This is a genomic window from Rhodospirillales bacterium (assembly GCA_028824295.1).
Classification (GTDB): domain Bacteria; phylum Pseudomonadota; class Alphaproteobacteria; order TMED109; family TMED109; genus VXPW01.
On record JAPPED010000032.1, the window covers coordinates 22,205 to 43,574 of the forward strand.

Below are 21,370 nucleotides of genomic sequence, written 5' to 3' on the forward strand. Positions count from 1 at the left end.
GGCTCTACGGAAGCGGCGTGTACAGGTTGCCGGTGCCGATGGAGGCGCCGAACCGGGCCCGGGCCTCGCGGGCAGCCGTGTCCAGTCGGAGGCGCTCCGCGGCCTGCACGCGCTGGTGCGCGGCGAGCAGGCCCTGCGTGCGCAGCTGCTCGCGCACCTGCATGGCAGCGATTTGGTTACCGGCCTGCGTGACGGCCAGTGTTCCCGCGGCCCCCCGGGATTCGGATACGAGCCGCCCCAGCAACCGCTCAGTCTCCCGGGTTTCCTCGACCATGCCGGTCTGCACGTCGTGGCTGTGCCGCCAGCCAGCGCGGATCGCTTCGGCCCGGACCCGGGCCTGCTGGACCCGGGCGGTCCTTGCAAGCGTCGTCGCGACCGGGTCCGGGAACAGCGTCCCCGTCGTCACCGCCGCAGCGTTCCGGCCCCAGGAAATGCCGGGCGCATCGGCAAAGAGCGTGCGAAGCCAGGCCTTTCCGGTGTCCAGGATGGCGCTCCCGTCGAAGTTCAGCCGGAGCAGGTTCTGCTCCAGATTCGCCACCGTTTCCTGGAGATGACGGACGGCGGCGAGGGAACGGACGGCGGTCAGCAGGTTCTGGGCGTGGTTCGCGCCGTCGTAGACCGCGAACGCGTCCGCGGACCGGGGCGTGGCCGCCAGGGCGACCGCCAATGCCAGGACGAGTCCGCGCCGCCTCACGCCAGTCCGCTCCGGCGAGCGCTGCTCTCGGCCAGGAACGCCTCCAGAAACCGCTCCGGCCCGGCCCGGGCCATGGCGGCATCGATGCGCACCTGGTCCTCCTTGGACGAGGCCCCGGCAAACGTCAGCGCGATCTCGCCCAGCTGGAGATCGAACAGCCGGGCACCCCGTCGCGACTGGTAGTAGTAGTGACGCTTGGGCGTGGCTCGGGCCAGCAGTTCAATCTGCCGCTCGTTCAATCCAAGCCGGGTGTAGACCTCGCGGGCGGCCGGCTCCTGCGCGCGATCGTTCGGGAGGAAGATCCGGGAAGGGCAAGATTCCAGGATCGCCGGCGCCACGGTGCTCGCCACGACGTCACTCGGCGACTGGGTGGCGAACACCACCGACACATTGCGCTTGCGGAGGGTCTTGAGCCAGTCGCGGATCTGCGCGGCGAACAGGGGATCGTCGAGGAAGACCCAGGCCTCGTCGAGCACCAACATCGTCGGCCGGCCGTCGAACCGATCGCGCAGCCGGTGGAACAGGTAACCTAGGACCGGTGCCGCGAGACCCTCGTTCTCGAGCAGCTCCTCCATCTCGAAACCCTGCACCTCGGACAGGGCCAGGGAATCGTCGGCGGCATCCAGCACCCGCCCGTGCGGGCCGGCGAGCGTCCACGGCTGCAGGGCGTCCCGGAGTTCCGGGCGCGTCAGCAACAGCCCAAGGCCCGTGAGGGTGCGCTCACCCGGCGGTGCGCCCGCCAGGTTGGAGAGAGCGTCCCACAGCTCGCGCCGTACGCCGGGGTCGATGTCGATGCCCGCGCGCCGGAGCAGCGCCGACGTCCACTCGAAAGCGAAGGCACGCTCGACTTCCAGTTCGATATGCCGCAGCGGCTGGAACGCCAGCTGCTCGGCAGCGCCGCCCAGGTCCAGGAAGGTGCCGCCCATGCCGAGCACCGCAGCCCGGCACGAGGCTCCCTTGTCGAACACGTACACCTGGGCGCCGGGATAGCGGCGGAATTGCAGCGCCAGCATGGCCAGGAGCACGGACTTCCCGGCCCCGGTGGGACCGACCACCAGCGTGTGTCCCACGTCGCCGACATGCAGCGAGAGCCGGAACGGCGTGGTGCCGCGCGTCTGCGCGTGGAGCAGCGGGGGACCACCGAGATGGGCGTTCCGTTCCGGCCCGGCCCAGGTGGCCGACAGCGGCATCATGTGCGCCAGGTTCAGCGTGTGGACAACCGGTTGCCGGACGTTCGCATAGGCGTGTCCCGGCAAGGATCCCAGCCACGCCTCGACCGCGTTGAGGCGTTCACGGATCGTGGCAAAGCCGCGACCGTGCAGGATCCGCTCGAGTTCGAGCTGATGTTCGGCGGCGACGGCTGCCGACCGGTGCCGCACGGTCACGCTCGTGGTGATGTGCCCGAACGCGACCAGGTCCTCGCCCAGCTCCTGCAGCGCCCGATCCGCGTCGGCGGCCTTCACGTCGGCATCCGAATTCACCAGCGCCGCCTCCTGACTGAAGACGACCTCCTTCAACATGGCCAGCACCGACTTCCGCTTGGCGAACCACTGCCGCCGGCAGCGCCCGAGCTCGCGCTCCGCTTCGTCCTTCCCGAGGACGAGGAACCTGGTCATCCACCGGTAGGCGAACGGAAGGTCGTTGAGGTCGTCCAGCAGCCCGGGGCGTGTGAGGTTCGGGAACCCGAGCACGGTCAGGGTGCGGAGATGAAGGTCTCCCAGCATGGGTTCGATGCCGCCGGCAAGCGGTGTATCGGCCAGAACTGCATCCAGGTGGGCCGGAATCCCCGGTACCGTGATGCGTCCGTCCGACGCGGAAACCGTGCCGTGCAGGTAGGTGAGGGTGGCCTCGTCCGACATCGGCGCCAACCTCGGCATCACGTCTCCCAAGAGCATGAAGGCACGGTCGGTCCGTGCCTGAAAGTTCTCGAGGTGCGTCCGCCAGGTGATCGACCCGCCAGCCTCGGCGGCGGCCCGCTCGACCAAGGTCTCAGACGCCCGAGACCACGAATCGGCCGGCGGAAGGTAGGTGAGCGTCAGCCGGAACAGCGTCTCGAAATGACGGCTCCTCCCGGCAAATTCCCGGCGCCGTTCATCGTCGACCAGCTGCGAGAGGCGATCGGGAAACGTGCTTCTCGGATAGCTCCGTGCCGGAACGCGTTCGGCGTCGAAGTACAGGGCCCAGCCGGACCCGAACCGCCGCAGCACGTTGTTAACGCGAGCGGTCACGGCCATCAGTTCGGATTCGGTGGAGCTCTCGAGATCGGGACCGCGGAACCGGGCTGAGCGCTGGAACGATCCATCCTTGTTGAGGATGACTCCCGGCGCGACCAGGAACGCCCAGGGCAGGAGGTCGGCAAGACCGGCCGGCCGGGCCCGGAACTCCCGGAGATTCAGCATCCGTGGTAGTTCCGGTGCCGCAGGTGGCGGGCGAGCACGTCCACGAACTGCGCATCATGCCGGGCGCAGAACACCCCAATCGCCTGCACCACGATCCAGAGGACCAGGCCGGCGACCCACTGCTGAAGCCCCAGCCCGACGGCGGCGGACAGCGTCCCGTTCAGGATGGCCAGGGACCGCGGCACGCCAGCCATCATGATCGGCTCCGTGAGGGCGCGGTGCAGCGGCACCTCAAAACCCTCCGGGGGTGACGAGCGGATCACGGAAGCAGAGCCCCGCCGCCGAACGAGAAGAACGTGAGGAAGAAGGATGCGGCCCCAAACGCGATCGAGAGGCCGAAGACGATCTGGATCATCCGGCGGAACCCGCCGGAGGTGTCTCCGAAGGCGAGTGTGAGACCGGTCACGGTGATGATGATCACCGCCATGATGCGCGCGACCGGTCCTTCGACCGAAGTCAGGATGCTCTGGAGCGGCGCTTCCCACGGCATGCCCGATCCAGCCGCGAACGCCGGTCCGGCCGCCCCGAGCGCAGCAAGCAGCACAAGCGCCGCGCGGATCAAGTGCCGGCGTGGAGTGGGTTTGATCATCATGTGGAAGGTCTCCCTGAATGGTCCGGGGCGGCGCCGAGGTGTCGGCAGGCGTAGCTGCCGTCCGGACCCAGCCCGTGGACGGCAAGCAGCGTTTCAACGCGGCGCCGCGTGCCGGTGCGGCCGACGAACACCACAAGATCGACGGCCTCGGCCACGAGCCGGCGGTCGACCGCGACGGCCGCTTCCTGGATCAGCTGTTCGAGGCGGGCGAGTGCCGCCGCAGCCGAATTGGCGTGGAGCGTCGCCAGTCCGCCGGGATGGCCCGTGTTCCACGCCTTCACGAGGGCCAGGGCTTCCGGGCCGCGCACTTCGCCGACGACGATCCGGTCCGGACGCAGCCGGAGCGTTGAACGCAGCAGGTCGGAGAGCGTGACGTGGCCCGGCTGGGTGCGGAGCGCCACGCAATCGGCCGTTTCGCAAACCAGCTCCCGGGTGTCCTCCAGCAGCACGACGCGGTGTCCCAGATCGCGCATTTCGTGCAGGAGCGCGTTGGCTAGCGTCGTCTTGCCCGACGAGGCGCCGCCCGCCACCACGATGTTGCGGCGGGTCCGGACCGCCTCCCGCAGCAGCTCCGCCTGTGTGCGGCTCAAGGCTCCGTTCTCGACGTAGGCGTCCAGGACGATGACGCGGCCGGCCGGCCGGCGAATCGAGAAGCACGGATCGCGCGCCACCGGCGGCAGCACTCCCTCGAAGCGCTCGCCCGTCGCGGGCAGCTCGGCGCTCACGATCGGGTGGTCGGCCCCGGATGCCCGACCCGTCTGGCTGGCGACCAAACGAACGACGCGCTCGACCGCTGACGGGGCGAGGCAGACCCCGGTGTCCACACGACCCTGGATCGCGTGGTCCAGCCACAGACGGCCGTCGGGATTGACCGTGATTTCCAGGACATGCGGGTTGGCGAGCGCACGGCTCACCTCGGAACCCATGGCGGTACGCAGCATCGCGACACCGCGGGCCGCCCCGTGGTCATGCATCGTCGGTCGCCGGAGCTGAGACCGGAGCCGTGAAGTCGGCGGCCGTGAAGAAATCGCGTTCCGCGGGGCGGATCTCGTCCAGGACGTCGTCGAGGAGGGTTCGCCCGCCGGCCACCCGTTCGGCCAGCTGCGTGACGAAATACTCGAAGCGTTCCAGCCCCAGCACCCGGGCGGCATCCTGTTCGTCGTCGGGCACCGGGGGTGTTACCACCAGGAAGTAGCGAACGAACAGGGCCAACGTTTCCGAGATGATGACGTGATCGCGGGACAGGCGGCCAAGCGACCGCGTCACCCGGTCAAGGCGTCGGATCAGCACCTCGTCCCGACGGTCGGCCGCCTCCGGTGTCAGGAAGCTCAACAGCGCCGCCTCCACCAGGGCCGTCTGCGTGACACCGCGGCGCGCCGCCTCGCGGGCGAGCTGACTGCCGAGATCGGCGGGCACCCGGACATTCTTGGAAGGGTTCACCGGGGCCGCTCCACGCGCACCGGGATCGCGCCCGCGTCCTGGAAAAGGCGCTGCTCGGACCGTGTCGGCGCGGAGGCAGAATCCCGGCCCGAGGCCGCCGTAGCCACGGCAGGGAGAGCCAGGCCGCGCCAGTCGTCCCCGCGTCGCGGGGGAAAATCGCGGGTGCCGGGTGGTGGTGGCGGCAGGCAGCGACCCCGAAGCGCACGGTCCTCGAAATAGCGAAGCTTCCGAGCCCGGATGGGCGGACAGCCGGCGACAAACACCAGCTGCTCATCGGGATCGAGCTGCATGACCTCGCCGGGTGTCAGCAGCGGCCGGGCGTTCTCCTGCTGGGAAACCGTGACTCGGTTGAGCCACGGCGCTAGTCGGTGCCCGCCGTAGTTCCGCTGGAAGCGTGCCGCCGTGGCCGCTCCCACCATGTCGCTGACTCGTCGCGCCGTGCGGTCGTCGTTCGTCGCGAACGCGATGCGCACGTGGCAGTTGTCGAGGATGGCGTTGTGCTCGCCGTAGGCCTTCGAGATCTGGTTGAGGGACTGCGCGACCAGGTAGGCCCGCATGCCGTAGCCCGCCATGAAGGCGAGCGTGCTCTCGAAGAAATCCAGGCGGCCGAGGGCGGGAAACTCGTCGAGCATCATGAGCAGTCTGTGATGGGGATGCCGACGGTTCTCGCCCTCGAGCCGTTCTGTCAGCCGCCGGCCGATCTGGTTGAGCAGGAGGCGGACCAGTGGCCTCGTGCGCGACAGGTCGGACGGCGGTACCACCAGGTAGAGCGAGACCGGGTGGCGGGCGTGCATGAGATCGGCGATGCGCCAGTCGGAGGACCCGGTGACATGGGCGATGGCCGGATCGCGGTAGAGGGCCAGGAAACTCATGGCGGTCGACAGGACGCCCGAGCGCTCGTTGTCGGACTTGTTGAGCAGTTCGCGGGCGACCTGGGCAACCACCGGATGAGGGCGCCCGGAGGCGTGGCCGCCGAGATGCGGCACGTGCATCATGCGGGTCAGCGTCTGTTCGAATGAATGCGCGGGATCCGACAGGACGGCCGCGACCCGCGCCAGCGTCTTGTCGCGCTCGGCGTACAGCACGTGGAGGATGACGCCTACCAGCAACGCGTGACCGGTCTTTTCCCAGTGGTTCCGGCGGTCAAGGGCGCCCTCCGGATCAACCAGAATGTCGGCGATGTTCTGGACGTCGCGAACTTCGTTGGGGCCGCGCCGAACCTCCAGCAACGGGTTGTAGCGGGCCGAGCGGGGGTCAGTCGGGTCGAAGAACAGGCAGTGGGAGAAGCGCGCACGCCAGCCCGCGGTCAGCCTCCAGTTCTCCCCTTTGATGTCGTGGATGACCGTCGATTCCGGCCAGGCCAGGAGGGTTGGCACCACCAGGCCGACCCCCTTGCCGGAGCGGGTCGGCGCGAACGCCATGATGTGTTCCGGCCCGTCGTGCCGGAGGTACCGGCGGCCAAACCGGCCAAGCATCACTCCCCGGTCCACCAGCAGCCCGTGCCGCCTGATGTCAGCCGTGCCCGCCCAGCGTGCGGAACCATGCGAAGTGGCCTGGCCACCCGTGCGGGCCCGCCAGAGCGAGCAGCCCACCGCGATCACGATCCCGGCGATCCCGGCGAACGCGGCCAGTCCACCGGTACGGGCAAACACCCCGGGGGCAGCGGCACCGAAGGCGTACCACCATTCGAACAGTTGCCACGGCCAGTAGAGGTCGAGACCCAAAGCCTCAAACCCCGGTGGACCCAGGGCGTACTGATCCCGAAGCAACGCGGCCGTCCATTGGGTCGCACCCCACAGCACGGCGCCCACCGCGATCGTGACCAGAAATCCCTGACCGATCAGCAGTCGCGTGGGCGTCATCGGCACGGTCTCCGGCGGCGGCGGACCGGCGAGCATACAGCTCGACTAGAACAAAGCAAGAACTTTCGTAAAACATGTCAGACGTATGGCCGGGTGCGCGCTGTCAGGACGTTCTACCCGTTCACCGGTCCCGACCCTGGCGGCGTTGACTCGCTGCTCCCCACCTCCGTCGCGAAGCTCAGGCGCCGCGATCCGGCCCGAGCGTTGGCCGGCAAACCTCCGGTCGGTGGCGGTGCCCGGCCCGATCTGGGCCTGTACGCCCGCGGCGTGCTGGATCATCGTCGTCTCGATCGGTATCCCGATCGGTGCCGTCCGGGTCTCCGCGCCGCGCCGAAACCCCGAGGTCGCGGCGCCGCCGTTCCGCCAGCGCCTCGCGTACCGCCCGTCCGAAGCCTCGATCGGCAATCGCGCCGCCGGACCAGGCGAGCGTGTCCAGCCACGTGGGGCCCGGATGGAGGACCTGCCGGTCGAGGGCCAAGCGATCGAGCACCTGGATGGCAGTACCCCGGTACTGACGCGTCAGGCCCACGGTGCGGATATGCGCCCGGAGGCCATCGGCTACCCGCCAGCGGTCGCGTCCTGCGGGTGCAGCCAGACCGGCGCGCGCCAGCGCGCGTACGCGACGATCGGCATCCTCCCGACCGGAACGCCCGAACAGCCAGGTCCCATTCCGCGACCGGACCTCCTGTTCGATCGCGCGGTCCAGCGCCGCGAGGCGCGGGTTGGCGGCGCGGAGTTCGACGATCACGCCAGCCGCGATTCCGGCGGGCACGTGGACGAGGTCGGCGTACCAAACCCTGCCGTCCAATGCGTCGACCACCGCGTATGGAAGTGGCGCCGCGCCGGCGCGACGCCCCCACGCCACCAACGCCCCCGTGATGCCCCGCTCGAGCTCCGGGCCACCGGCGACGGCGCGATCTCGCAGGGGCCGGCGCAGTCCGGTCTCCGTGATGGCCCGTTCCAGCAGGCGATAGGTCTCCCGCCGCTCGCCGATGGCGCGAAGGGTGGGCAGCGTGTCCGGTGCCAGTGTCCATTGCAGCGGGGCGGTCTCCGCTGCCAGACCCATCCGCGACAGGGTGCGCACCCGGTCGATCATGCGGGCCCGGCCTAGATGCGCATCGCGCCCCTCCGGCCGACCCCGCAGATCGACCACGCCGGCCCGGGACCGCTCAACCAGGCCCAGGTCAAGCCCGGTCAGTTGCTGGCTGCGGGCTTCGGCCCGCAGCCGCTCACGCAGGGCCCGGTCCGAATCCGGCCCGAGTTCGCGCGTCAGTACGGCCATCGCCAGGGCGCGGACCCGACGGTGCAGGCTGCGCCGGTCCCATTGAAGAGCCCGCCCGTCGGCATCGCGCCCGCGCACCACGACGTGGGCGTGCAGACGACCGGTGTTGGCGTGGTCGACCGCAACCCAGTCAAGTTCGCGGTCCAGGTCGCGCGCCAGGCCGGCCATCACACCGCACGTCACATCATGGAGCCGGTCCAACTCGGACGCATCGTCCGGAGACAGCATGATCCGCGCCTGTCCCGGGTCGCCACGGGCGCGCTCGACAAACGCATCCGGAGCAACGCCCCGGCCATCCGGGCCGTACAGCGTGCCGGGACTGCCGTCCGGCTCGACGCCGTCTCGCCCGAGATACCGGAGATGGGCGCGGGTATTGGCGGCCCCGGTCGCACCAAGACAGCTCAGCCTGACAATGCAGCGACGCTGGCCGGGAGCATGAAACCGGCGACCACCGCGCACGGTGTTCGACCGCCCGCCGCGCAGGTGCCCGAGCGCCTGGACGCGGCGCAGGAAGGGTGCCGGGGCGCGGCCCTCACCGCGGAGCCGCACGCTACCGCCGGCCATTAGGGACGGTCACCCGGCAAGCGGGGAAGCGACCCGATTCTGACCAGCCGCCCGGCCAGGTCGGACGCCGGCGTCGGCCCGTGGTACCGACCGTCGAACGATCGCGGATGATCCTGCAGCAGGAACGTCTCGCCGGCGTGCAGACGCACGCAACTCGACCAGGCCGGCAGCGGACGGCCCGCCCGATCGTGACCGAGGGCCGCGGCGACCAGGTCACCGTTGACCGTGAGGCGCGCCGCATGCCGGCACACCCGGTCGCCCGGGCCCGCCACCAGACGTTTGACGAGGGGTGTCCCCCTTGGAACCAGGCCGCGGGCCGCAGCTTCGATCCCCAGTCGGCTGTCGGCCCTCACCAGGATGTAGTCGCCGATCGCTGCCGGTTGGGCCGACCGCAAGTAGAACCCGACGGGGGCGCTTTCCGACGCGTTGTAGACGAGCCATGGACGGCGTTCTCCCGTCCAGGCGGCCGCGAGCAACCCCGTCATGACCAAGACGACGGCAACGTATTCCGGCCGCCTCACCCTCCCGCCCGCCGGACAGCCAGATACGCGGCGTGCTGACTCGTGGAGTACGGGCGCGGCGCGATGCCGGCGTTCAGCGCAGCACCTGCACTTGCAAACCACGGCGGGGATATGTCGACCGGATGGATTCCCAGACGATGGATGGCCGCAAACGTCCGCAGCACGCGTTCGGTACGACCTTTGCCGGTGACCCAAAGGAGTATTTCCGCGCCCGGACGAACACCCGCGACGCGGCACAGACGTTCGCCCGGCCCCCCCGCGCGGAGGACGGCGAGACGCCAGCGGTCCGAACCGCGGCGGGCGAGCTTGCGGAGGAGCTGGACGAACACCGCCCCAGGCTCGAACCCGGACCAACCGTCGGGTCTGGCCACGACAGGACGTGCGAAAGGAAGCGTGATCTGATGGTGCGGAGTGTTCAGCCGAAGCGCACCGGTCAGCGCGGGCGATCCTGCCGACCAGTTCGCCGGCGCCGGTAGACGGAGAACCTCTCCGCGGACTGCCGCGCGACCTGCGGGCATCGTCTCTGACCCAGTGCCCTTGCCAACTGCGCGGCCGGCCCGCCCAGATCGCATACGAATCCCGGATGAAGAGAACATACTGAGAACATAGCAGAGCTGACGGGCCGTTTCACGAGCGGGCCGTCGACGCGCCGGGCTGCGGGACGTGATCCTTCCGGTGGTCCGCGCAGGTCAAGACCCGATCGGGTCTCCATGCGGCCGCCAGCGCGGATCGCCGGCTCGAGGTCCGGAACCGCCGCCCGCTCAGCTGCCGCTCATCTGCAGGAGCGCAAACATGGACACATCCGCCTCGGCCAGGCGCTCCCGACCGGGCAATCCGGTAAGTTCAATTACGACCGCCAATTCGTCGAGCACGCCGCCGAGGCGCCGCACGAGATTGGACGCCGCCACGGCCGTGCCGCCCGTCGCGAGCAGGTCATCGACCAGAAGTACCCGCTCGCCGGCGCGAATCGCGTCACGGTGGACTTCCAGCGTGTCCGTCCCGTATTCCAGCATGTAGCTTTCCGCAATGGTCTCGTGCGGCAGCTTGCCCGGCTTTCGTACCGGCACAAAGCCGATTCCTAGGTCGGTTGCAACCGTCGCCCCGAAAATGAGCCCGCGCGCCTCGATACCTGCGACCTTGTCAAGTCCCCGCGAGCGATAGCGGCCGGCAATGCGTTCCGTAACTTGCCGGAATCCCGCACCATCCTGAATGAGCGTTGTAATATCGCGAAAGAGGATCCCGGGCTTGGGATGGTCCGGGATGGTGCGAACCAAGGAGGCAAGGTCCATGTCGCTGTCACGGTGCTGCATACTGGCGTCCTTTGTCATCGTGGCCGGGATCCGCGCCGAGGCCGCGAGTCCGGCACGATCCGATCTCGTCGGATCCGCTGGAGACTATCTGGTCAAGGGGACCGAAACCCTGTTCGAGGTGGCGCGCCCGCACGGCCTCGCGTTTACCGAAATCATGAGTGCGAACCCTGGAGTCGATCCTTGGGTTCCGGAAGCCGAAACCCGTCTCGTGCTGCCGTCACGGCACGTGTTACCGCAGGGCAAGCGGACGGGGCTCATCATTAATCTCGGTGACCTGCGACTGTACTATTTCCCCGAAGACGGCAGCCCGCCGGTATCGTTCCCCATCGGCATCGGCCGCTACAACTGGACCACGCCGCTCGGCGACACCGAAATTGTCCGGATGGCCAAGAATCCGTCCTGGTACGTGCCCAAATCGATCCGTGAAGAAGACCCTTCGCTGCCGCCCGTGGTACCGCCCGGACCCGATAATCCGTTGGGCGGACATGCACTCTACCTCGGCATGCCGGGCTACCTGATTCACGGCACCAACAAGCCGTGGGGGATCGGCATGCGGGTCACGCACGGCTGCATCCGCATGTACCCGGAGAGTGTCGCCTGGCTGTTCCAGGCCGTGCGGCCCGGCACGCCGGTAACGATCGTCAACCAGCCCATCAAGGCGGGCTGGGACGGCGACGACTTCTTCGTGGAAGTGCATCGCGAGCCCACGTATGCGCGGGAGATGGGCGAGGGCGTCGATACGCCGCCCGAACTCCCGCCGGCACAGCTGTACCCGCTCGCTGCGAAGGTCATCCAGCAGAAGGCGGGGACCGAGGTTGCACGCATTGACTGGGGCCGCGTCCGGTCCGCAGTCCTCAGAGCCAGCGGCATGCCCGTGCAGGTCAGCTTCGATCAGCCGCAGGACTTCGTGGAACTGCTGGGCCCCTAGACCGGCGGCTACGGCTGCGCGAGCCTGCTTCTGGGCCAAGGTGGCGGTCGGTCGCGCCTTGCGGGACTCCATTCCCCCGACCGGTCGACCGAACAGCGCCGACGCTCCCGCCAGCACCGCCAACGCTCAGGGAATCGGCCGCCGTCATGCAGTGACCCGTTTCGTTACGGGCCGTGTCGGTGTGCGTACGGCCGGGGCGAGACGAGAGACTACCGGTCCGGATGCACCGCGGCGGAGTCCAGCCGCGGGTGCACTACCCGCCGGACACCTCAGGTACGAACAAAGCCCAAGGACCCCGGGGGGTCCTTGGGCTCCTGTTCAGCGAATGCGCGACGCCAGCGCGTCGATGCCTACTTCCGTGACATCGTCGCGAACATGCGGTCGACTTTCTCGCTCAGCGTGCGCAGCGCGGCGCGGTTCTGCTCTGCCATCGCCATCGCGCGTTCAACCAGGCGGCGGAGTTCCGTATCGCCGTCAGCGTTCTCTGCAATCATCGCACTGTTGGCTGCAGCGGCCTGATTCGCTGCCTCAGCGGCGGCGGCATTGGCCTCGGCGGCGGCATTCATCATCGCCATCTTGTCTTCACACTCAGCACCGCGGCACCCACCCGCGCACGCCGAAAGCGTCAGCGCAGCCAGGACAACGAAGAGGACACCAATTCCGGTGCGGGGCAGGTGTTGCATGACTCGAATTCCTCCCAATGCAGGCCGACGATTCGACAGAGCTAATGCCGCGTCAGTTCCGCGGCAGCATATGGGCAATTGCTATGCCTGACAACCAATTTGGCCCATTCGCGTTGTATCGACAGGGCCCCGCGCGTGGTTGCGGGAGCGGGCGATCACGGTTCAGCCTCGGGGCCGGTTTCGCAACCCCGCGCGATCACGCCGGCAGTCGTACCCATGCGCACTCATGCGCCCACCCTCGCCGACTTGCGTAAGTCATGGGCCGAAGACGCATGGCGGTCACGGACCAGCAGACCTGTGCACCGTCTCGCCACGAAACGCTGAATCGAGCAAAAAGGTTATCGAATGCTCCTCGTAGCCGGTCGGGTGATATCTGCCATTTGCGCCGACAGTTGATCCAAATTCGGGTTGACGGAGATACCAACGCTCGCCCCTACGTTCGGCATGCTGCCATCGAAGCGGCTCTGTGCGCACCTGGCAGACGCAACATGCGCCGTCGGCAATGCTGCCACTCCGGGCACGTCGGCCTCGCGTCATTCCCGCGCCGGCCTCGTTCGCTCCGGGGTCGCGCCCTGTGCCGCGGGGCGGCACAAGGAGTCAGGATCCGAACCTAACCGTGATGCTGCCGGACGTAGCCACGGTTCCAGGTCGGGCTGACGACGATCTCATTCAGGCACACGTGCGCCGGCGTCCGGGCGATGAACAGGATCAGGTCGCCCATGTCGTCCGGCTGCACCATCTTTGCCCGGTCCTCCGCCGAAACCGGTACCGGGCGCCGGTCCAGGATCGGCGTCGCCACCTCGCCGGGACATAGGGCGCAGGAGCGGATCCCGTGGACGCACTCCTCGATATTGAGGTTGGCGCTCAGCGCCGTGAGGCCGAACTTGGACGCCGCATAGGCGGGGCCCGTGATGTAGCTGTGATAGCGCCCGGCCCAGGACGACACCTGGATCACCAACCCGTCCTTGCGCGCACGCATCATCGGCAGTACCGCCTGCGTGCAGTAGAACGCGCCGTTGAGGTTGATCGACACGACCTGATCGAACGCGGCCGCGTCGACGTCTCCCCAGTGACGGTCGCGGATGTTCACACCCGCCGAATTCACCAGGATGTCGCAGCGGCCCCAGCGATCATCGATGCGCCGGGCCACCGCCTCCACGGCCGCCTTGTCGGTGACGTCGAGCGGTTCGATCACCGCGACTCCACCGCCGTCCTCGATCGACTTCGCCGTGCGTTCCAGCTCCGGGCGGCGGCGGCCGGACAGGACCACCCGGACACCGGCGCCCGCCAGCGTCGCGGCGCCGCCCTGGCCGATGCCGGTGCCCGCGCCGGTTACCCAGGCAACCGTTCCGGAGAGATCCCGCAGCAACGATCAGGCGCCCGTCTTCGCGAACCGGTGCAGCAGCCTACGCCGGCACCGGGCGCGCGCGCTGGTTGTAGAGGAGCTCGCGTCGGCGCGCCTTCTCCTCGTCCGACAGGGTGTCCGGGGTTTCGCCAAGTCCCGTTCCGACAGCCATGCCCTTCTGCACGCCGGGGCGGGCCGACATTTCCTCAAACCAGCGCTTGAAATACGGAAACTCATCGATGTCCTGCCCCTGATTTTTCCACCCGACGGTCCACGGGTACGAGATCATGTCGGCAATCGTGTACTGATCGCCGGCGATGAAGGGGCGGTCGTACAGGCGGTTGTTCAGCACGCCGTACAGGCGGTTGACCTCGTTGTCGAATCGCCGTCGGGCGTAGCTCTGGTCGCCGGCCGATTCCTCGAGGCGGCGGAAGTGCCCGAGCTCGCCCGTCTTGGGTCCCTGATTGGCCATCTGCCACATGACCCACTGATTGACGTCGTGTCGTTCGCGCAGGTCGAGGGGATAGAACTTTCCGGCCTTCTCAGCGAGGTACATCATGATCGCGCCCGATTCGAAGACGGCGACCGGCTCGCCGCCGTCCGCTGGCTCGTGATCGACGATCGCGGGCATCCGGTTGTTCGGGCTGATGCGCAGGAATTTCTCGCCGAACTGGTCCCCGCGGCCGATATGGCAGGGCACGATGAGATAGGGAAGCCCGCACTCCTCCAGAAGGATCGTGACCTTCTTGCCGTTGGGCGTCGGCCAGTAGTGAAGGTCGATCATGCGGCGACCGCGGCACGCGCGTACACGCCCGGAACCCCCCGCACGCTGATCCGCCAGAGGAGGCGTTCGGTGCCGGGGCCGCTCGGAGCGTCGATCGGAGTCGCGCAGTGCATCGTCATCTGGGTGTCCCAGATGGCGATGTCACCGACATCGTACTTGTGGGCGTAGATGTACTTGTCCTGCACGCAGTGCCGCTTGAGCATGCGGATCATGCGGTCCGCGTCGTCGCTCGGCATCCCCTCGATGTCGAAGGCCGTACCGCCAATCGCGTAGAGGGCACGCTCACCGGTGACGGTATGCGGCCGCACCAGCGGGTGCGGAACCGGCGGGACGTTGGCGGCCTGAGCATCGGTCAGTTTCGGCGTCGGCAACTCGCCGTCGCGGCCCGACGTTGATCCGTAGAAGTGCACGGCGACCAGTCCGTCGATGCGCTCGCGCGTGGGCTTGTCAAGGTCGTCGTAGGCCGCCTTCATGTCGAGAATGCGGGTTTCGCCGCCCTCGTCCGGGACCTTCCGCGCATACAGCATGGTCGCGGTCGCGACATCGGCTTCGTAGGACTGGTCCGTATGCCAGAACGCGGCGCTGTTCCGGGCAAGGGGATCCTGCTTCCTCCGGGCCATGTTCCCGACCTCGAGCAGGTCGGGATAACCCGGCATGCGCGCCGTATCCACGACATGCTGGATCGGCACGCCCCACTGGCGCCCGAACCGAAGAAACGCGTCCTTATTGCAGGTCTGGTTCTTGAGAACCAGCAGACGATGCTGGTAGAGGACCTGCGACAACGTACGGAACTGGTCGTCGTCGACACCTGCCGTCAGGTCCACTCCGTAGGCAGCACAGCCAAACGGGGCCGGCAGCCGTTCAATGCTGATCATGGCCGGGTCCTCGCCTGGCAAGCCTTGTCCTACTCAGCTTATCGTGGCGGTACTTGCGGTGCCGGGCAACTGCAAGGCTCGGGATTCGTGCGCGATCGCGATTGCCGGCCGCAAGGTGCGCGCGGAATTCCACGACGCCGACGAAAGCCAGCGGGACTTCCAGGGGAAGTTCACGGCGCTGAGTAAGTCGCTGTTCCCGCCGGGCCCGGACAGTCGCCCGTAAGACCGCCGTCGGCCACGGTCGTTCCCGGGCCTATCTCTGCAAGATGACTTCCTTGCCCGTCGCGGCGATCCGCTCCCGTGATCGCAGTGACGGCTCCTGTCTACCGGGAGCAGCCGGGTCCAACCCCCGCCTCTGTCGCCGGGACGGGCGTCTGTCAGCGCAGCCTAGCCCTGCGCCGAGGGCAATTTTGACAGTGCCTCGACGGCCTGTACCACCTCGAGTTGCCGCGAGCACCCCAGCTTGGCGAAGATGTGCCTCAGGTGCGTTTGAATGGTGCTGTACTTGCGGCCGGTAGTGACGGCAATCTGGCGGAGGGTCCGGCCCTCCGCCAGCAGTACCGCGATCACGGCCTCCGCCGGCGTGAGACCCAACACCGCTGCCACGAGGGCGGGCTCGATCCGAGCCGGGCTTACCGGGTCGATCACCAGCACGAGAGCAGCCACGCTCTGGGAGCGGTAGTCCACCTCCCGAACCGTCGCCGGCTTCACGTGCAACGCGAGCCCCGGCGACCACGACTTCCGTCGCACCGCCATTGAGCTGCTCTCCCCCGGCCCGCCCAGGCGCGGCAGCGCCCGAGCCAGATGTTCATGCAGTCTGGAATTGTCCTCCGGCCGGGTGGCGCGCAATTCTCCGCCCTCATCGGTCAGCCCATCGTTCTGGCGAAGCAGTTCCCGAGCCCTGTCGTTCGCCTCCACAATGCGTCCGCCCCAGTCGAGCTGGATGATGCCCATGCGGGTATTGTCGAGGAGCTCGATGACCGACGCGCCAAGCGCCCTCGCTTCAGCGAGCGCGGAACGCACGCGCACGTACTGGCGGATGTGCGGAAGCATGCGCGCGACCATCCTGATCTGGGATGATGACCAGCCGTCCGTGGCGACCGAATTCCCGATCCCCCAGGCAATGTGCGAACCACCGGGTCCGTCCAGGCGCACGTTCAAGCCCTTCTGTATGTCGAAACGCGCGTATGCCTCGTTGTAGGCGGGCGATGTCTTCAGCTCGCTTTCCGTGAACAGGTCGACAATGGGCGTGATTTTGCCGTCGGGGAGGCGCCGCAATCGCGGGAGATGCTCGTCGATCGGGTGGTAGGTCCGAAAGTATTCCTGTTCCAAGTCCGAGCGGTCTACTCCACGCTGGTAGCATTTCGAGAAGAAGATTTCGACCTTGCTCGTCGGATTCTCGCTCCCGAACGCGAGAATGTTGCCCGTAACCTCGAACGCTTCGTCGATGAGCCCGGAAGTCTCCGGCCAGCGGGCATCGTCGAGCACGGCTTCGTTGAGCGCGGTCACGGCGCGCCGGAACGCATCCCGTTGGGTCATTTCACACGCCCGCTCGCTGCGGCGTGGCACCGTGGCCGCTGGGTTCGGGTCCGCTCCAGTGCAAGGCGCGATAATGGATGCCGGCGAACGTAGGTCCGACCGGGGCAGGTCTGATGCCGACCGCTGCCCCTCTGGAGCCCATGGCAGCCGGCCCACCCTGGAGAACACGCAAGGCCCATGACCATCATTCGCGGTGCCGCCTCTCCCGCCACCCTCCATCAGTTGCGGTAAACAAAGCCTAGTCCGTCAACCCTATCGCTTCATCCTTCAATTGGAGGATGCCGGGGACGTTTCCTGGCACTCGTGCACCGCTGCGCACCGCGGTACTTCGCTTGCATTCCGGAACCTGCTTCTGCACGCCCCTCCAATTCGGTCATGGCGGAACCGGCCGAGATTGCGCCCCGGTGCTACGCGCTTGCGCAGATGTTTTCCTGGTCGGGTTCCCGACCAAGCGAACCCGCATTTCTGCCCCAACTGAAGTGGCCCGGCCGATCGCAACCGCGGCGAAGGGTCTATCTGCCCGGAGAATGCCAATGGTTTTGGCCGCCCAGCCCGACTAGGTCGGCCGGGCGAAACTTCAGCGTCTTGCGGGCCTCATTGATCCCCTCTGGGCCGCCCGACGCCGACGACACTCCGACCACGAGGATGCGCTGACAACCGTCATAGTGCACATTACGGTTGGCCATGATACGGAGTTTCAGAAGCAGGACGCTCAGGCGGTTCATGGAACGTGGCGAAGAACGGCGGATCGATCCCGGATAGCGCGACGCCGTGCGCGACATCCTCGCCCGGCTCAACGCGTCTCCCCGCCCGGACGACATGGACCTCCCTGGCTTCCGGCTTCACCCGCTCAAGGGAAATCTCGCCGGCTTCTGGGCCGTGACCGTACGCGCCAACCGGCGCATCGTCTTCCGCTTCGAGGACGGCCACGCGCTCGACGTCGACTATCTCGACTATCACTAGCGAGGCTAGACCGATGCTCATGCACGATCCGCCCCATCCCGGCGCATTCATCCGCCGCCAGTGCCTCGAGCCCCTCGGGCTTACGGTGACCGAGGCCGCCAAAGGACTCTCGGTCTCGCGCAACACGCTCTCGATGCTGCTCAACGGCCGCATCGGGATTTCTCCCGAGATGGCCATCCGTCTCTCGCAGGCGTTCGGCGGCAGCCCGGAAAGCTGGCTCCTGCAGCAGTTGCAGTACGATCTCTGGCACGCCCACCAGGACCGCGAAGAGGTTCCTGTCCGCCGTTTCGCCCCTGCCTGACCCCCGAGTCATGCCGCTTCTCCGCGACGAGATCCTGCGGTCCCCAATCCACGCGGACACTGACTCCCGGGAGGCAAACACCCCGGAACGAAGCGACGCGATCACGTTGTAGCCGGCAATACTCCCCCAGTAATATCCTGTGCGGAAATGCCACCGACACCGGCGCCGTCCATCGTCTCCGACCTGCCGCCGTCCCGGCGCAGCCGCTTCAACTCAATCTCGCGCGTCCTCTTCGACCGGCAGCGGATCGTCGACCGCGTCCACGGTCCCGGCCGCCTAGCCTGCCTGATCCAGTCGCTGGCTTCCCGAAAACACGCGGCCCTACCGAATCGGCCTAAACGATCACGGCAGCATTCGCCCGTCCGCGTAACCTCTATCGCGGTCATCGGCTTCCGTCTGCGACCCAGTCGTCGCGCTCGCGGTATTCCCGCAGTGCCTGAAGGGTGATCTGGGTCGCGGTCCACAGGAACAGGCCGGCCATCGCCGCCGCGACCGCCAAGTCGGGCCAGGCGGTGCCCGACGCCCACACGCCGCTCGCCGCCAGGATGACGGCGACATTGCCGATGGCGTCGTTACGGCTGCACAACCACACGCTCCGGACATTGGCCTCGCCGTGACGGAAGCGCAGGAGCAGGAGCACGCACGCAAGGTTGGCCCCCAGGGCCAAGAATCCGACCGCCCCCATGATTTCCGCGCGCGGCGTCCCGAGGACCAGCACCGCATAGACCGTGTCGCCGAACACCCACAGGCCCATCACGGCAAGGGTCAGCCCCTTGAGCAGGGCCGCCGCCGTACGCGCCTGTATCGACTTGCCGATGACGTAGAGGCTGATCCCGTACGTCAGCGAATCGCCGAGGAAGTCCAGCGCATCTGCCTGAAGCGCCTGCGAGCCCGCCACCATTCCGGCAACCATCTCGGTGCCAAACATGGCGGCATTGATGGCGATGACGGCCCACAGCACGCGCCGATAGGCGCGCGACATCCCGTCGAACTTGTGCTCCCGGCCACAACAGCTTGCGCTCATCGCCTGTTTCCGCATTGACCACGCCACGGTCCGGTGCAAACCTAATCCCTACAGCAGCTGTAGGTTCAAGGGGAAAAGCGCATGTCAACCACATCGACGATCGGTCGGGCCGCTAGGGCGGCCGGCTGCAAGGTGCAGACGATCCGCTATTACGAGCAGATCGGCCTCCTGCCCATTCCTGCCCGTTCGGAAGGCAACCAGCGGCTCTACGAGACTGAAGACATCCGCCGGCTACTTTTCATCCGGCGTGCTCGAGCCTTGGGATTCCCCCTCCCGGCTATCCGCGACCTGTTGAGTCTCTGTGACGTGCCCGAACAGTCCTGCGAGGCCGCAGACGCCATCGCCAAGGCGCAGCTCGAGGGAGTCGAGCGACGGATCGAATGGCTTCAGGAATTGCGCCACGAGCTCGAACGGATGATCGAGCAGTGCCGGGGCGGGAACATCGCCGATTGCCGGGTCATCGAGGTTCTGAGCCGTCATGCCGTCCGCGACACCGCCGACCATGCGGTGCCCGGCCCTGAGGCTTCGTCGCGCCTGTAGTGCGCAACGCGCGCCGCATGCCGCCGCGCGGTCTGGTAACAGGTTCCCTGACGGACCCCCTCATCCCCGGCTCTCGGCTGGGCAATACTTGCGCATTAAGCCTGTATAAGTTATATGAACATATAATGTTGGAGGCGCCCATGCACACCACGAACCTGCGCAAAGTCGGCGGTTCCGTCATGCTCGCTGTGCCCCCGGCACTTCTCGATCTCCTGAACCTCGGCGTAGGGGCCAAAGTGGGTATCGGTGTGGAAGACGGTCGCCTGATCGTTGAGCCGACGACACGTCCCAGATACACCCTCGAGGAGCTCCTGGCACAGTGTGACGATGCCGCCCCGCCTTCTGCCGAAGATCGCGCATGGCTCGATGCCAAGCCAGTCGGCAACGAACTCTTGTAGTGAAGCGAGGCGAAATCTGGCTGGTCAGCCTTGATCCTTCTGCCGGCCATGAACAGAGAGGCACGCGGCCCGTTCTGATTGTTTCACCCGCCGCCTTCAACGAACGGACCCGGACGCCCGTGGTCCTTCCTGTCACCAAAGGCGGGCGCTTCGCGCCTCGGCAAGGCTTCGCCGTTTCGCTCGAGAAAGCTGGAACCCGAACGCACGGTGTGATCCGCTGCGACCAGCCCCGCACCCTCGACCTCGCGGCCCGGCAGGGGCGCCCCCTAGAAGCCGTTCCCGCAACCATCATGGCCGAAGTGCTCGCTCGCCTGACCACGATCTTCGAATAACCGGCGACGCCTCGATAGTCGCGCTTTCGGTTCCTCAGGCGGCCATGGCCTCCCGGGCCAACGCTTCGGCTTCACCCGCGACGACCCCGGGCGGGTGGGCTAGCACGTGATCGGCGGCAAAACGGCCGCGGAACCACGTGTCCTGCCGGCGGGCGTAGCGGCGGGTCTCATTGACGGTGAGCTCGGCGGCTTCGTCTAGCGTGAGTTCCCCGCGGAGGTGCCGGGTCAGCGGGCGCAGACCGTGCGCCTTGCGGACGGGCGCATCCGCCGGCACGTCGAGCTGCACGAAGGCCCGCACCTCGTCCAGCGCCCCGGCAGCCAGCATGCCGCTCACCCGGGCCTCGATCGCTGCGCGAACCGCGTTCCGCGGCGGGCGGAGCAGGACCCGGCGGACGTCCAGGTCCGGCGGTGCCGGCGCCGACGCCTGCCACGAGGAGAGCGGCCGGCCGGTCGCGAGCCAGACTTCCCAGCCGCGAACGATGCGCTGCCGGTCACCCGGTTCCAGACGCCCGGCCAGGACCGGATCGACCTTGCGAAGTTCGTCGTGCAGCGCCGCCGGGCCGATGGCATCCAGCCGCCGAACCGCATCCCGACGGACCGAGGGCGGCACGCACGGGATCGGCGAGAACCCCCGGAGCAGGGCCTCCAGGTAGAGCCCGCTTCCCCCGACCAGGACGGACGGACGCCCGGCCGCATGCCCTTCCGCCACGGCGTCCAGAGCCAGGCTTCGCCAGCGCCCGGCGGAACAGCGGTCGACGGGCCCGAGAATGCCGTACAGGCGGTGCGGCAGCCGGCGCTCGGTGGCCACCGTCGGGCGCGCCGTGAGGATTCGAAAGGCACCGTAAAGCTGCACGCTGTCCGCGTTGACGACCTGCCCGCCGAGGCGTCGGGCGAGCGCTTCCGCGAGCGCCGATTTGCCGGAGGCGGTGGGGCCGGCCACCACGACCACCCGTGGCCGTCCGGCCGCCACGGGTTCGGAGGGAGGTTCCGGCCG

25 protein-coding genes and 1 pseudogene are annotated in these 21,370 nt (G+C 67.8%); 7 read left to right on the plus strand and 19 right to left on the minus strand.

Features of this window, described 5'->3' with window-relative positions; all coding sequences use genetic code 11:
* Positions 1–4: 4 nt before the first annotated feature.
* The 11 genes and pseudogenes from OXH60_12670 to OXH60_12720 form a co-directional block, all read right to left on the minus strand.
* Complete coding sequence (locus OXH60_12670) at positions 5–694, minus strand: hypothetical protein (protein MDE0712972.1); 690 nt, start codon at positions 692–694, stop codon at positions 5–7.
* Positions 691–3,093: a conjugal transfer protein TrbE gene (gene trbE, locus OXH60_12675; GenBank protein MDE0712973.1), complete on the minus strand. Its 2,403-nt coding sequence runs from the start codon at positions 3,091–3,093 to the stop codon at positions 691–693. Before trbE ends, OXH60_12670 begins: the two co-directional genes overlap by 4 nt.
* Positions 3,087–3,356 carry a VirB3 family type IV secretion system protein gene (locus tag OXH60_12680; protein ID MDE0712974.1) on the minus strand — a complete coding sequence of 90 codons (270 nt, stop codon included), beginning with the start codon at positions 3,354–3,356 and terminating at the stop codon, positions 3,087–3,089. The genes trbE and OXH60_12680 overlap by 7 nt, the downstream gene beginning before the upstream one ends.
* Positions 3,353–3,682 (minus strand): TrbC/VirB2 family protein, encoded by a 330-nt coding sequence (locus tag OXH60_12685; protein MDE0712975.1) that lies wholly within the window; start codon positions 3,680–3,682, stop codon positions 3,353–3,355. The genes OXH60_12680 and OXH60_12685 overlap by 4 nt, the downstream gene beginning before the upstream one ends.
* Entirely contained in the window at positions 3,682–4,659 is a 978-nt protein-coding gene (trbB, locus tag OXH60_12690) for a P-type conjugative transfer ATPase TrbB (protein MDE0712976.1), read from the minus strand. The genes OXH60_12685 and trbB overlap by 1 nt, the downstream gene beginning before the upstream one ends.
* Complete coding sequence (locus tag OXH60_12695) at positions 4,652–5,125, minus strand: CopG family transcriptional regulator (protein ID MDE0712977.1); 474 nt, start codon at positions 5,123–5,125, stop codon at positions 4,652–4,654. Before OXH60_12695 ends, trbB begins: the two co-directional genes overlap by 8 nt.
* An 86-nt stretch (positions 5,126–5,211) precedes the next feature.
* Positions 5,212–6,987 (minus strand): annotated as a pseudogene (gene traG / locus OXH60_12700) (IncP-type conjugal transfer protein TraG).
* A 178-nt stretch (positions 6,988–7,165) separates the two neighbouring features.
* Entirely contained in the window at positions 7,166–8,833 is a 1,668-nt protein-coding gene (locus OXH60_12705; protein ID MDE0712978.1) for a DUF3363 domain-containing protein, read from the minus strand.
* Positions 8,833–9,354, minus strand: a complete 522-nt coding sequence (locus OXH60_12710; protein ID MDE0712979.1) for a S26 family signal peptidase — start codon at positions 9,352–9,354, stop codon at positions 8,833–8,835. The genes OXH60_12705 and OXH60_12710 overlap by 1 nt, the downstream gene beginning before the upstream one ends.
* Positions 9,351–9,725 (minus strand): DUF2840 domain-containing protein, encoded by a 375-nt coding sequence (locus OXH60_12715; GenBank protein MDE0712980.1) that lies wholly within the window; start codon positions 9,723–9,725, stop codon positions 9,351–9,353. The genes OXH60_12710 and OXH60_12715 overlap by 4 nt, the downstream gene beginning before the upstream one ends.
* 390 nt (positions 9,726–10,115) lie before the next feature.
* Positions 10,116–10,643, minus strand: a complete 528-nt coding sequence (locus OXH60_12720; protein MDE0712981.1) for an adenine phosphoribosyltransferase — start codon at positions 10,641–10,643, stop codon at positions 10,116–10,118.
* Here OXH60_12720 and OXH60_12725 point away from each other — a divergent pair.
* Positions 10,642–11,592: a L,D-transpeptidase family protein gene (locus OXH60_12725; protein ID MDE0712982.1), complete on the plus strand. Its 951-nt coding sequence runs from the start codon at positions 10,642–10,644 to the stop codon at positions 11,590–11,592. The two genes, OXH60_12720 and OXH60_12725, sit on opposite strands and share 2 nt — an antisense overlap.
* A 350-nt stretch (positions 11,593–11,942) precedes the next feature.
* On the opposite strand, the gene OXH60_12730 is transcribed toward OXH60_12725, so the two are convergent.
* From OXH60_12730 to OXH60_12745, 4 genes are all read right to left on the minus strand, one after another.
* The gene (locus tag OXH60_12730; protein ID MDE0712983.1) at positions 11,943–12,161 is read right to left on the minus strand and encodes a hypothetical protein; all 219 of its coding nucleotides are present in this window, start codon (positions 12,159–12,161) and stop codon (positions 11,943–11,945) included.
* A 724-nt stretch (positions 12,162–12,885) separates the two neighbouring features.
* Entirely contained in the window at positions 12,886–13,644 is a 759-nt protein-coding gene (locus OXH60_12735; GenBank protein MDE0712984.1) for an SDR family NAD(P)-dependent oxidoreductase, read from the minus strand.
* A 37-nt stretch (positions 13,645–13,681) separates the two neighbouring features.
* Positions 13,682–14,404 carry a glutathione binding-like protein gene (locus OXH60_12740; protein MDE0712985.1) on the minus strand — a complete coding sequence of 241 codons (723 nt, stop codon included), beginning with the start codon at positions 14,402–14,404 and terminating at the stop codon, positions 13,682–13,684.
* On the minus strand, positions 14,401–15,279 hold the full coding sequence (locus OXH60_12745) for a TauD/TfdA family dioxygenase (protein MDE0712986.1): 879 nt from the start codon (positions 15,277–15,279) through the stop codon (positions 14,401–14,403). Before OXH60_12745 ends, OXH60_12740 begins: the two co-directional genes overlap by 4 nt.
* On the opposite strand from OXH60_12745, the gene OXH60_12750 reads away from it, so the two are divergent.
* Positions 15,269–15,502 carry a hypothetical protein gene (locus OXH60_12750; GenBank protein MDE0712987.1) on the plus strand — a complete coding sequence of 78 codons (234 nt, stop codon included), beginning with the start codon at positions 15,269–15,271 and terminating at the stop codon, positions 15,500–15,502. The genes OXH60_12745 and OXH60_12750 overlap by 11 nt on opposite strands.
* 164 nt (positions 15,503–15,666) lie before the next feature.
* Here OXH60_12750 and OXH60_12755 read toward each other — a convergent pair whose 3' ends face one another.
* Together OXH60_12755 and OXH60_12760 are read right to left on the minus strand one after the other, a co-directional pair.
* Positions 15,667–16,818 carry a LuxR C-terminal-related transcriptional regulator gene (locus OXH60_12755; GenBank protein MDE0712988.1) on the minus strand — a complete coding sequence of 384 codons (1,152 nt, stop codon included), beginning with the start codon at positions 16,816–16,818 and terminating at the stop codon, positions 15,667–15,669.
* Between the two features lie 512 nt (positions 16,819–17,330).
* Positions 17,331–17,504, minus strand: a complete 174-nt coding sequence (locus OXH60_12760) for a hypothetical protein (GenBank protein ID MDE0712989.1) — start codon at positions 17,502–17,504, stop codon at positions 17,331–17,333.
* Between the two features lie 85 nt (positions 17,505–17,589).
* Between OXH60_12760 and OXH60_12765 the strand changes: the two genes are divergently transcribed.
* Together OXH60_12765 and OXH60_12770 are read left to right on the plus strand one after the other, a co-directional pair.
* Positions 17,590–17,781: a type II toxin-antitoxin system RelE/ParE family toxin gene (locus OXH60_12765; protein MDE0712990.1), complete on the plus strand. Its 192-nt coding sequence runs from the start codon at positions 17,590–17,592 to the stop codon at positions 17,779–17,781.
* 13 nt (positions 17,782–17,794) lie between these two features.
* On the plus strand, positions 17,795–18,082 hold the full coding sequence (locus OXH60_12770) for a HigA family addiction module antitoxin (protein ID MDE0712991.1): 288 nt from the start codon (positions 17,795–17,797) through the stop codon (positions 18,080–18,082).
* 382 nt (positions 18,083–18,464) lie between these two features.
* On the opposite strand, the gene OXH60_12775 is transcribed toward OXH60_12770, so the two are convergent.
* Positions 18,465–19,106, minus strand: coding sequence for a cation transporter (locus tag OXH60_12775; GenBank protein ID MDE0712992.1), 642 nt, complete (start codon positions 19,104–19,106; stop codon positions 18,465–18,467).
* An 81-nt stretch (positions 19,107–19,187) separates the two neighbouring features.
* Between OXH60_12775 and OXH60_12780 the strand changes: the two genes are divergently transcribed.
* The 3 genes from OXH60_12780 to OXH60_12790 all read left to right on the plus strand — a co-directional run bounded on the left by OXH60_12780 (position 19,188) and on the right by OXH60_12790 (position 20,376).
* Positions 19,188–19,646, plus strand: coding sequence for a helix-turn-helix domain-containing protein (locus tag OXH60_12780; protein MDE0712993.1), 459 nt, complete (start codon positions 19,188–19,190; stop codon positions 19,644–19,646).
* A 140-nt stretch (positions 19,647–19,786) separates the two neighbouring features.
* A complete protein-coding gene (locus OXH60_12785) occupies positions 19,787–20,044 on the plus strand; it encodes an antitoxin (protein ID MDE0712994.1) in 258 nt (85 codons plus the stop codon).
* Complete coding sequence (locus OXH60_12790; protein MDE0712995.1) at positions 20,005–20,376, plus strand: type II toxin-antitoxin system PemK/MazF family toxin; 372 nt, start codon at positions 20,005–20,007, stop codon at positions 20,374–20,376. The genes OXH60_12785 and OXH60_12790 overlap by 40 nt, the downstream gene beginning before the upstream one ends.
* A 34-nt stretch (positions 20,377–20,410) precedes the next feature.
* Here OXH60_12790 and miaA read toward each other — a convergent pair whose 3' ends face one another.
* On the minus strand, positions 20,411–21,316 hold the full coding sequence (miaA, locus tag OXH60_12795; GenBank protein MDE0712996.1) for a tRNA (adenosine(37)-N6)-dimethylallyltransferase MiaA: 906 nt from the start codon (positions 21,314–21,316) through the stop codon (positions 20,411–20,413).
* Positions 21,317–21,370 lie beyond the last annotated feature (54 nt).

Excerpts from the sequence above, each read along its gene's own strand:
- OXH60_12755 (MDE0712988.1), bottom strand. The coding sequence starts at position 16,818 with ATGACCCAACGGGATGCGTTCCGGCGCGCCGTGACCGCGCTCAACGAA.
- trbB (MDE0712976.1), bottom strand. The coding sequence starts at position 4,659 with ATGCATGACCACGGGGCGGCCCGCGGTGTCGCGATGCTGCGTACCGCC.
- OXH60_12760 (MDE0712989.1), bottom strand. The coding sequence starts at position 17,504 with ATGGCCAACCGTAATGTGCACTATGACGGTTGTCAGCGCATCCTCGTG.
- OXH60_12720 (MDE0712981.1), bottom strand. The coding sequence starts at position 10,643 with ATGGACCTTGCCTCCTTGGTTCGCACCATCCCGGACCATCCCAAGCCC.
- OXH60_12775 (MDE0712992.1), bottom strand. The coding sequence starts at position 19,106 with ATGAGCGCAAGCTGTTGTGGCCGGGAGCACAAGTTCGACGGGATGTCG.
- OXH60_12740 (MDE0712985.1), bottom strand. The coding sequence starts at position 14,404 with ATGATCGACCTTCACTACTGGCCGACGCCCAACGGCAAGAAGGTCACG.
- OXH60_12780 (MDE0712993.1), top strand. The coding sequence starts at position 19,188 with ATGTCAACCACATCGACGATCGGTCGGGCCGCTAGGGCGGCCGGCTGC.
- OXH60_12730 (MDE0712983.1), bottom strand. The coding sequence starts at position 12,161 with ATGATGAATGCCGCCGCCGAGGCCAATGCCGCCGCCGCTGAGGCAGCG.
- OXH60_12725 (MDE0712982.1), top strand. The coding sequence starts at position 10,642 with ATGTCGCTGTCACGGTGCTGCATACTGGCGTCCTTTGTCATCGTGGCC.
- OXH60_12745 (MDE0712986.1), bottom strand. The coding sequence starts at position 15,279 with ATGATCAGCATTGAACGGCTGCCGGCCCCGTTTGGCTGTGCTGCCTAC.
- OXH60_12685 (MDE0712975.1), bottom strand. The coding sequence starts at position 3,682 with ATGATCAAACCCACTCCACGCCGGCACTTGATCCGCGCGGCGCTTGTG.
- OXH60_12770 (MDE0712991.1), top strand. The coding sequence starts at position 17,795 with ATGCTCATGCACGATCCGCCCCATCCCGGCGCATTCATCCGCCGCCAG.
- OXH60_12785 (MDE0712994.1), top strand. The coding sequence starts at position 19,787 with ATGCACACCACGAACCTGCGCAAAGTCGGCGGTTCCGTCATGCTCGCT.
- OXH60_12705 (MDE0712978.1), bottom strand. The coding sequence starts at position 8,833 with ATGGCCGGCGGTAGCGTGCGGCTCCGCGGTGAGGGCCGCGCCCCGGCA.
- trbE (MDE0712973.1), bottom strand. The coding sequence starts at position 3,093 with ATGCTGAATCTCCGGGAGTTCCGGGCCCGGCCGGCCGGTCTTGCCGAC.
- OXH60_12790 (MDE0712995.1), top strand. The coding sequence starts at position 20,005 with ATGGCTCGATGCCAAGCCAGTCGGCAACGAACTCTTGTAGTGAAGCGA.
- OXH60_12750 (MDE0712987.1), top strand. The coding sequence starts at position 15,269 with ATGCTGATCATGGCCGGGTCCTCGCCTGGCAAGCCTTGTCCTACTCAG.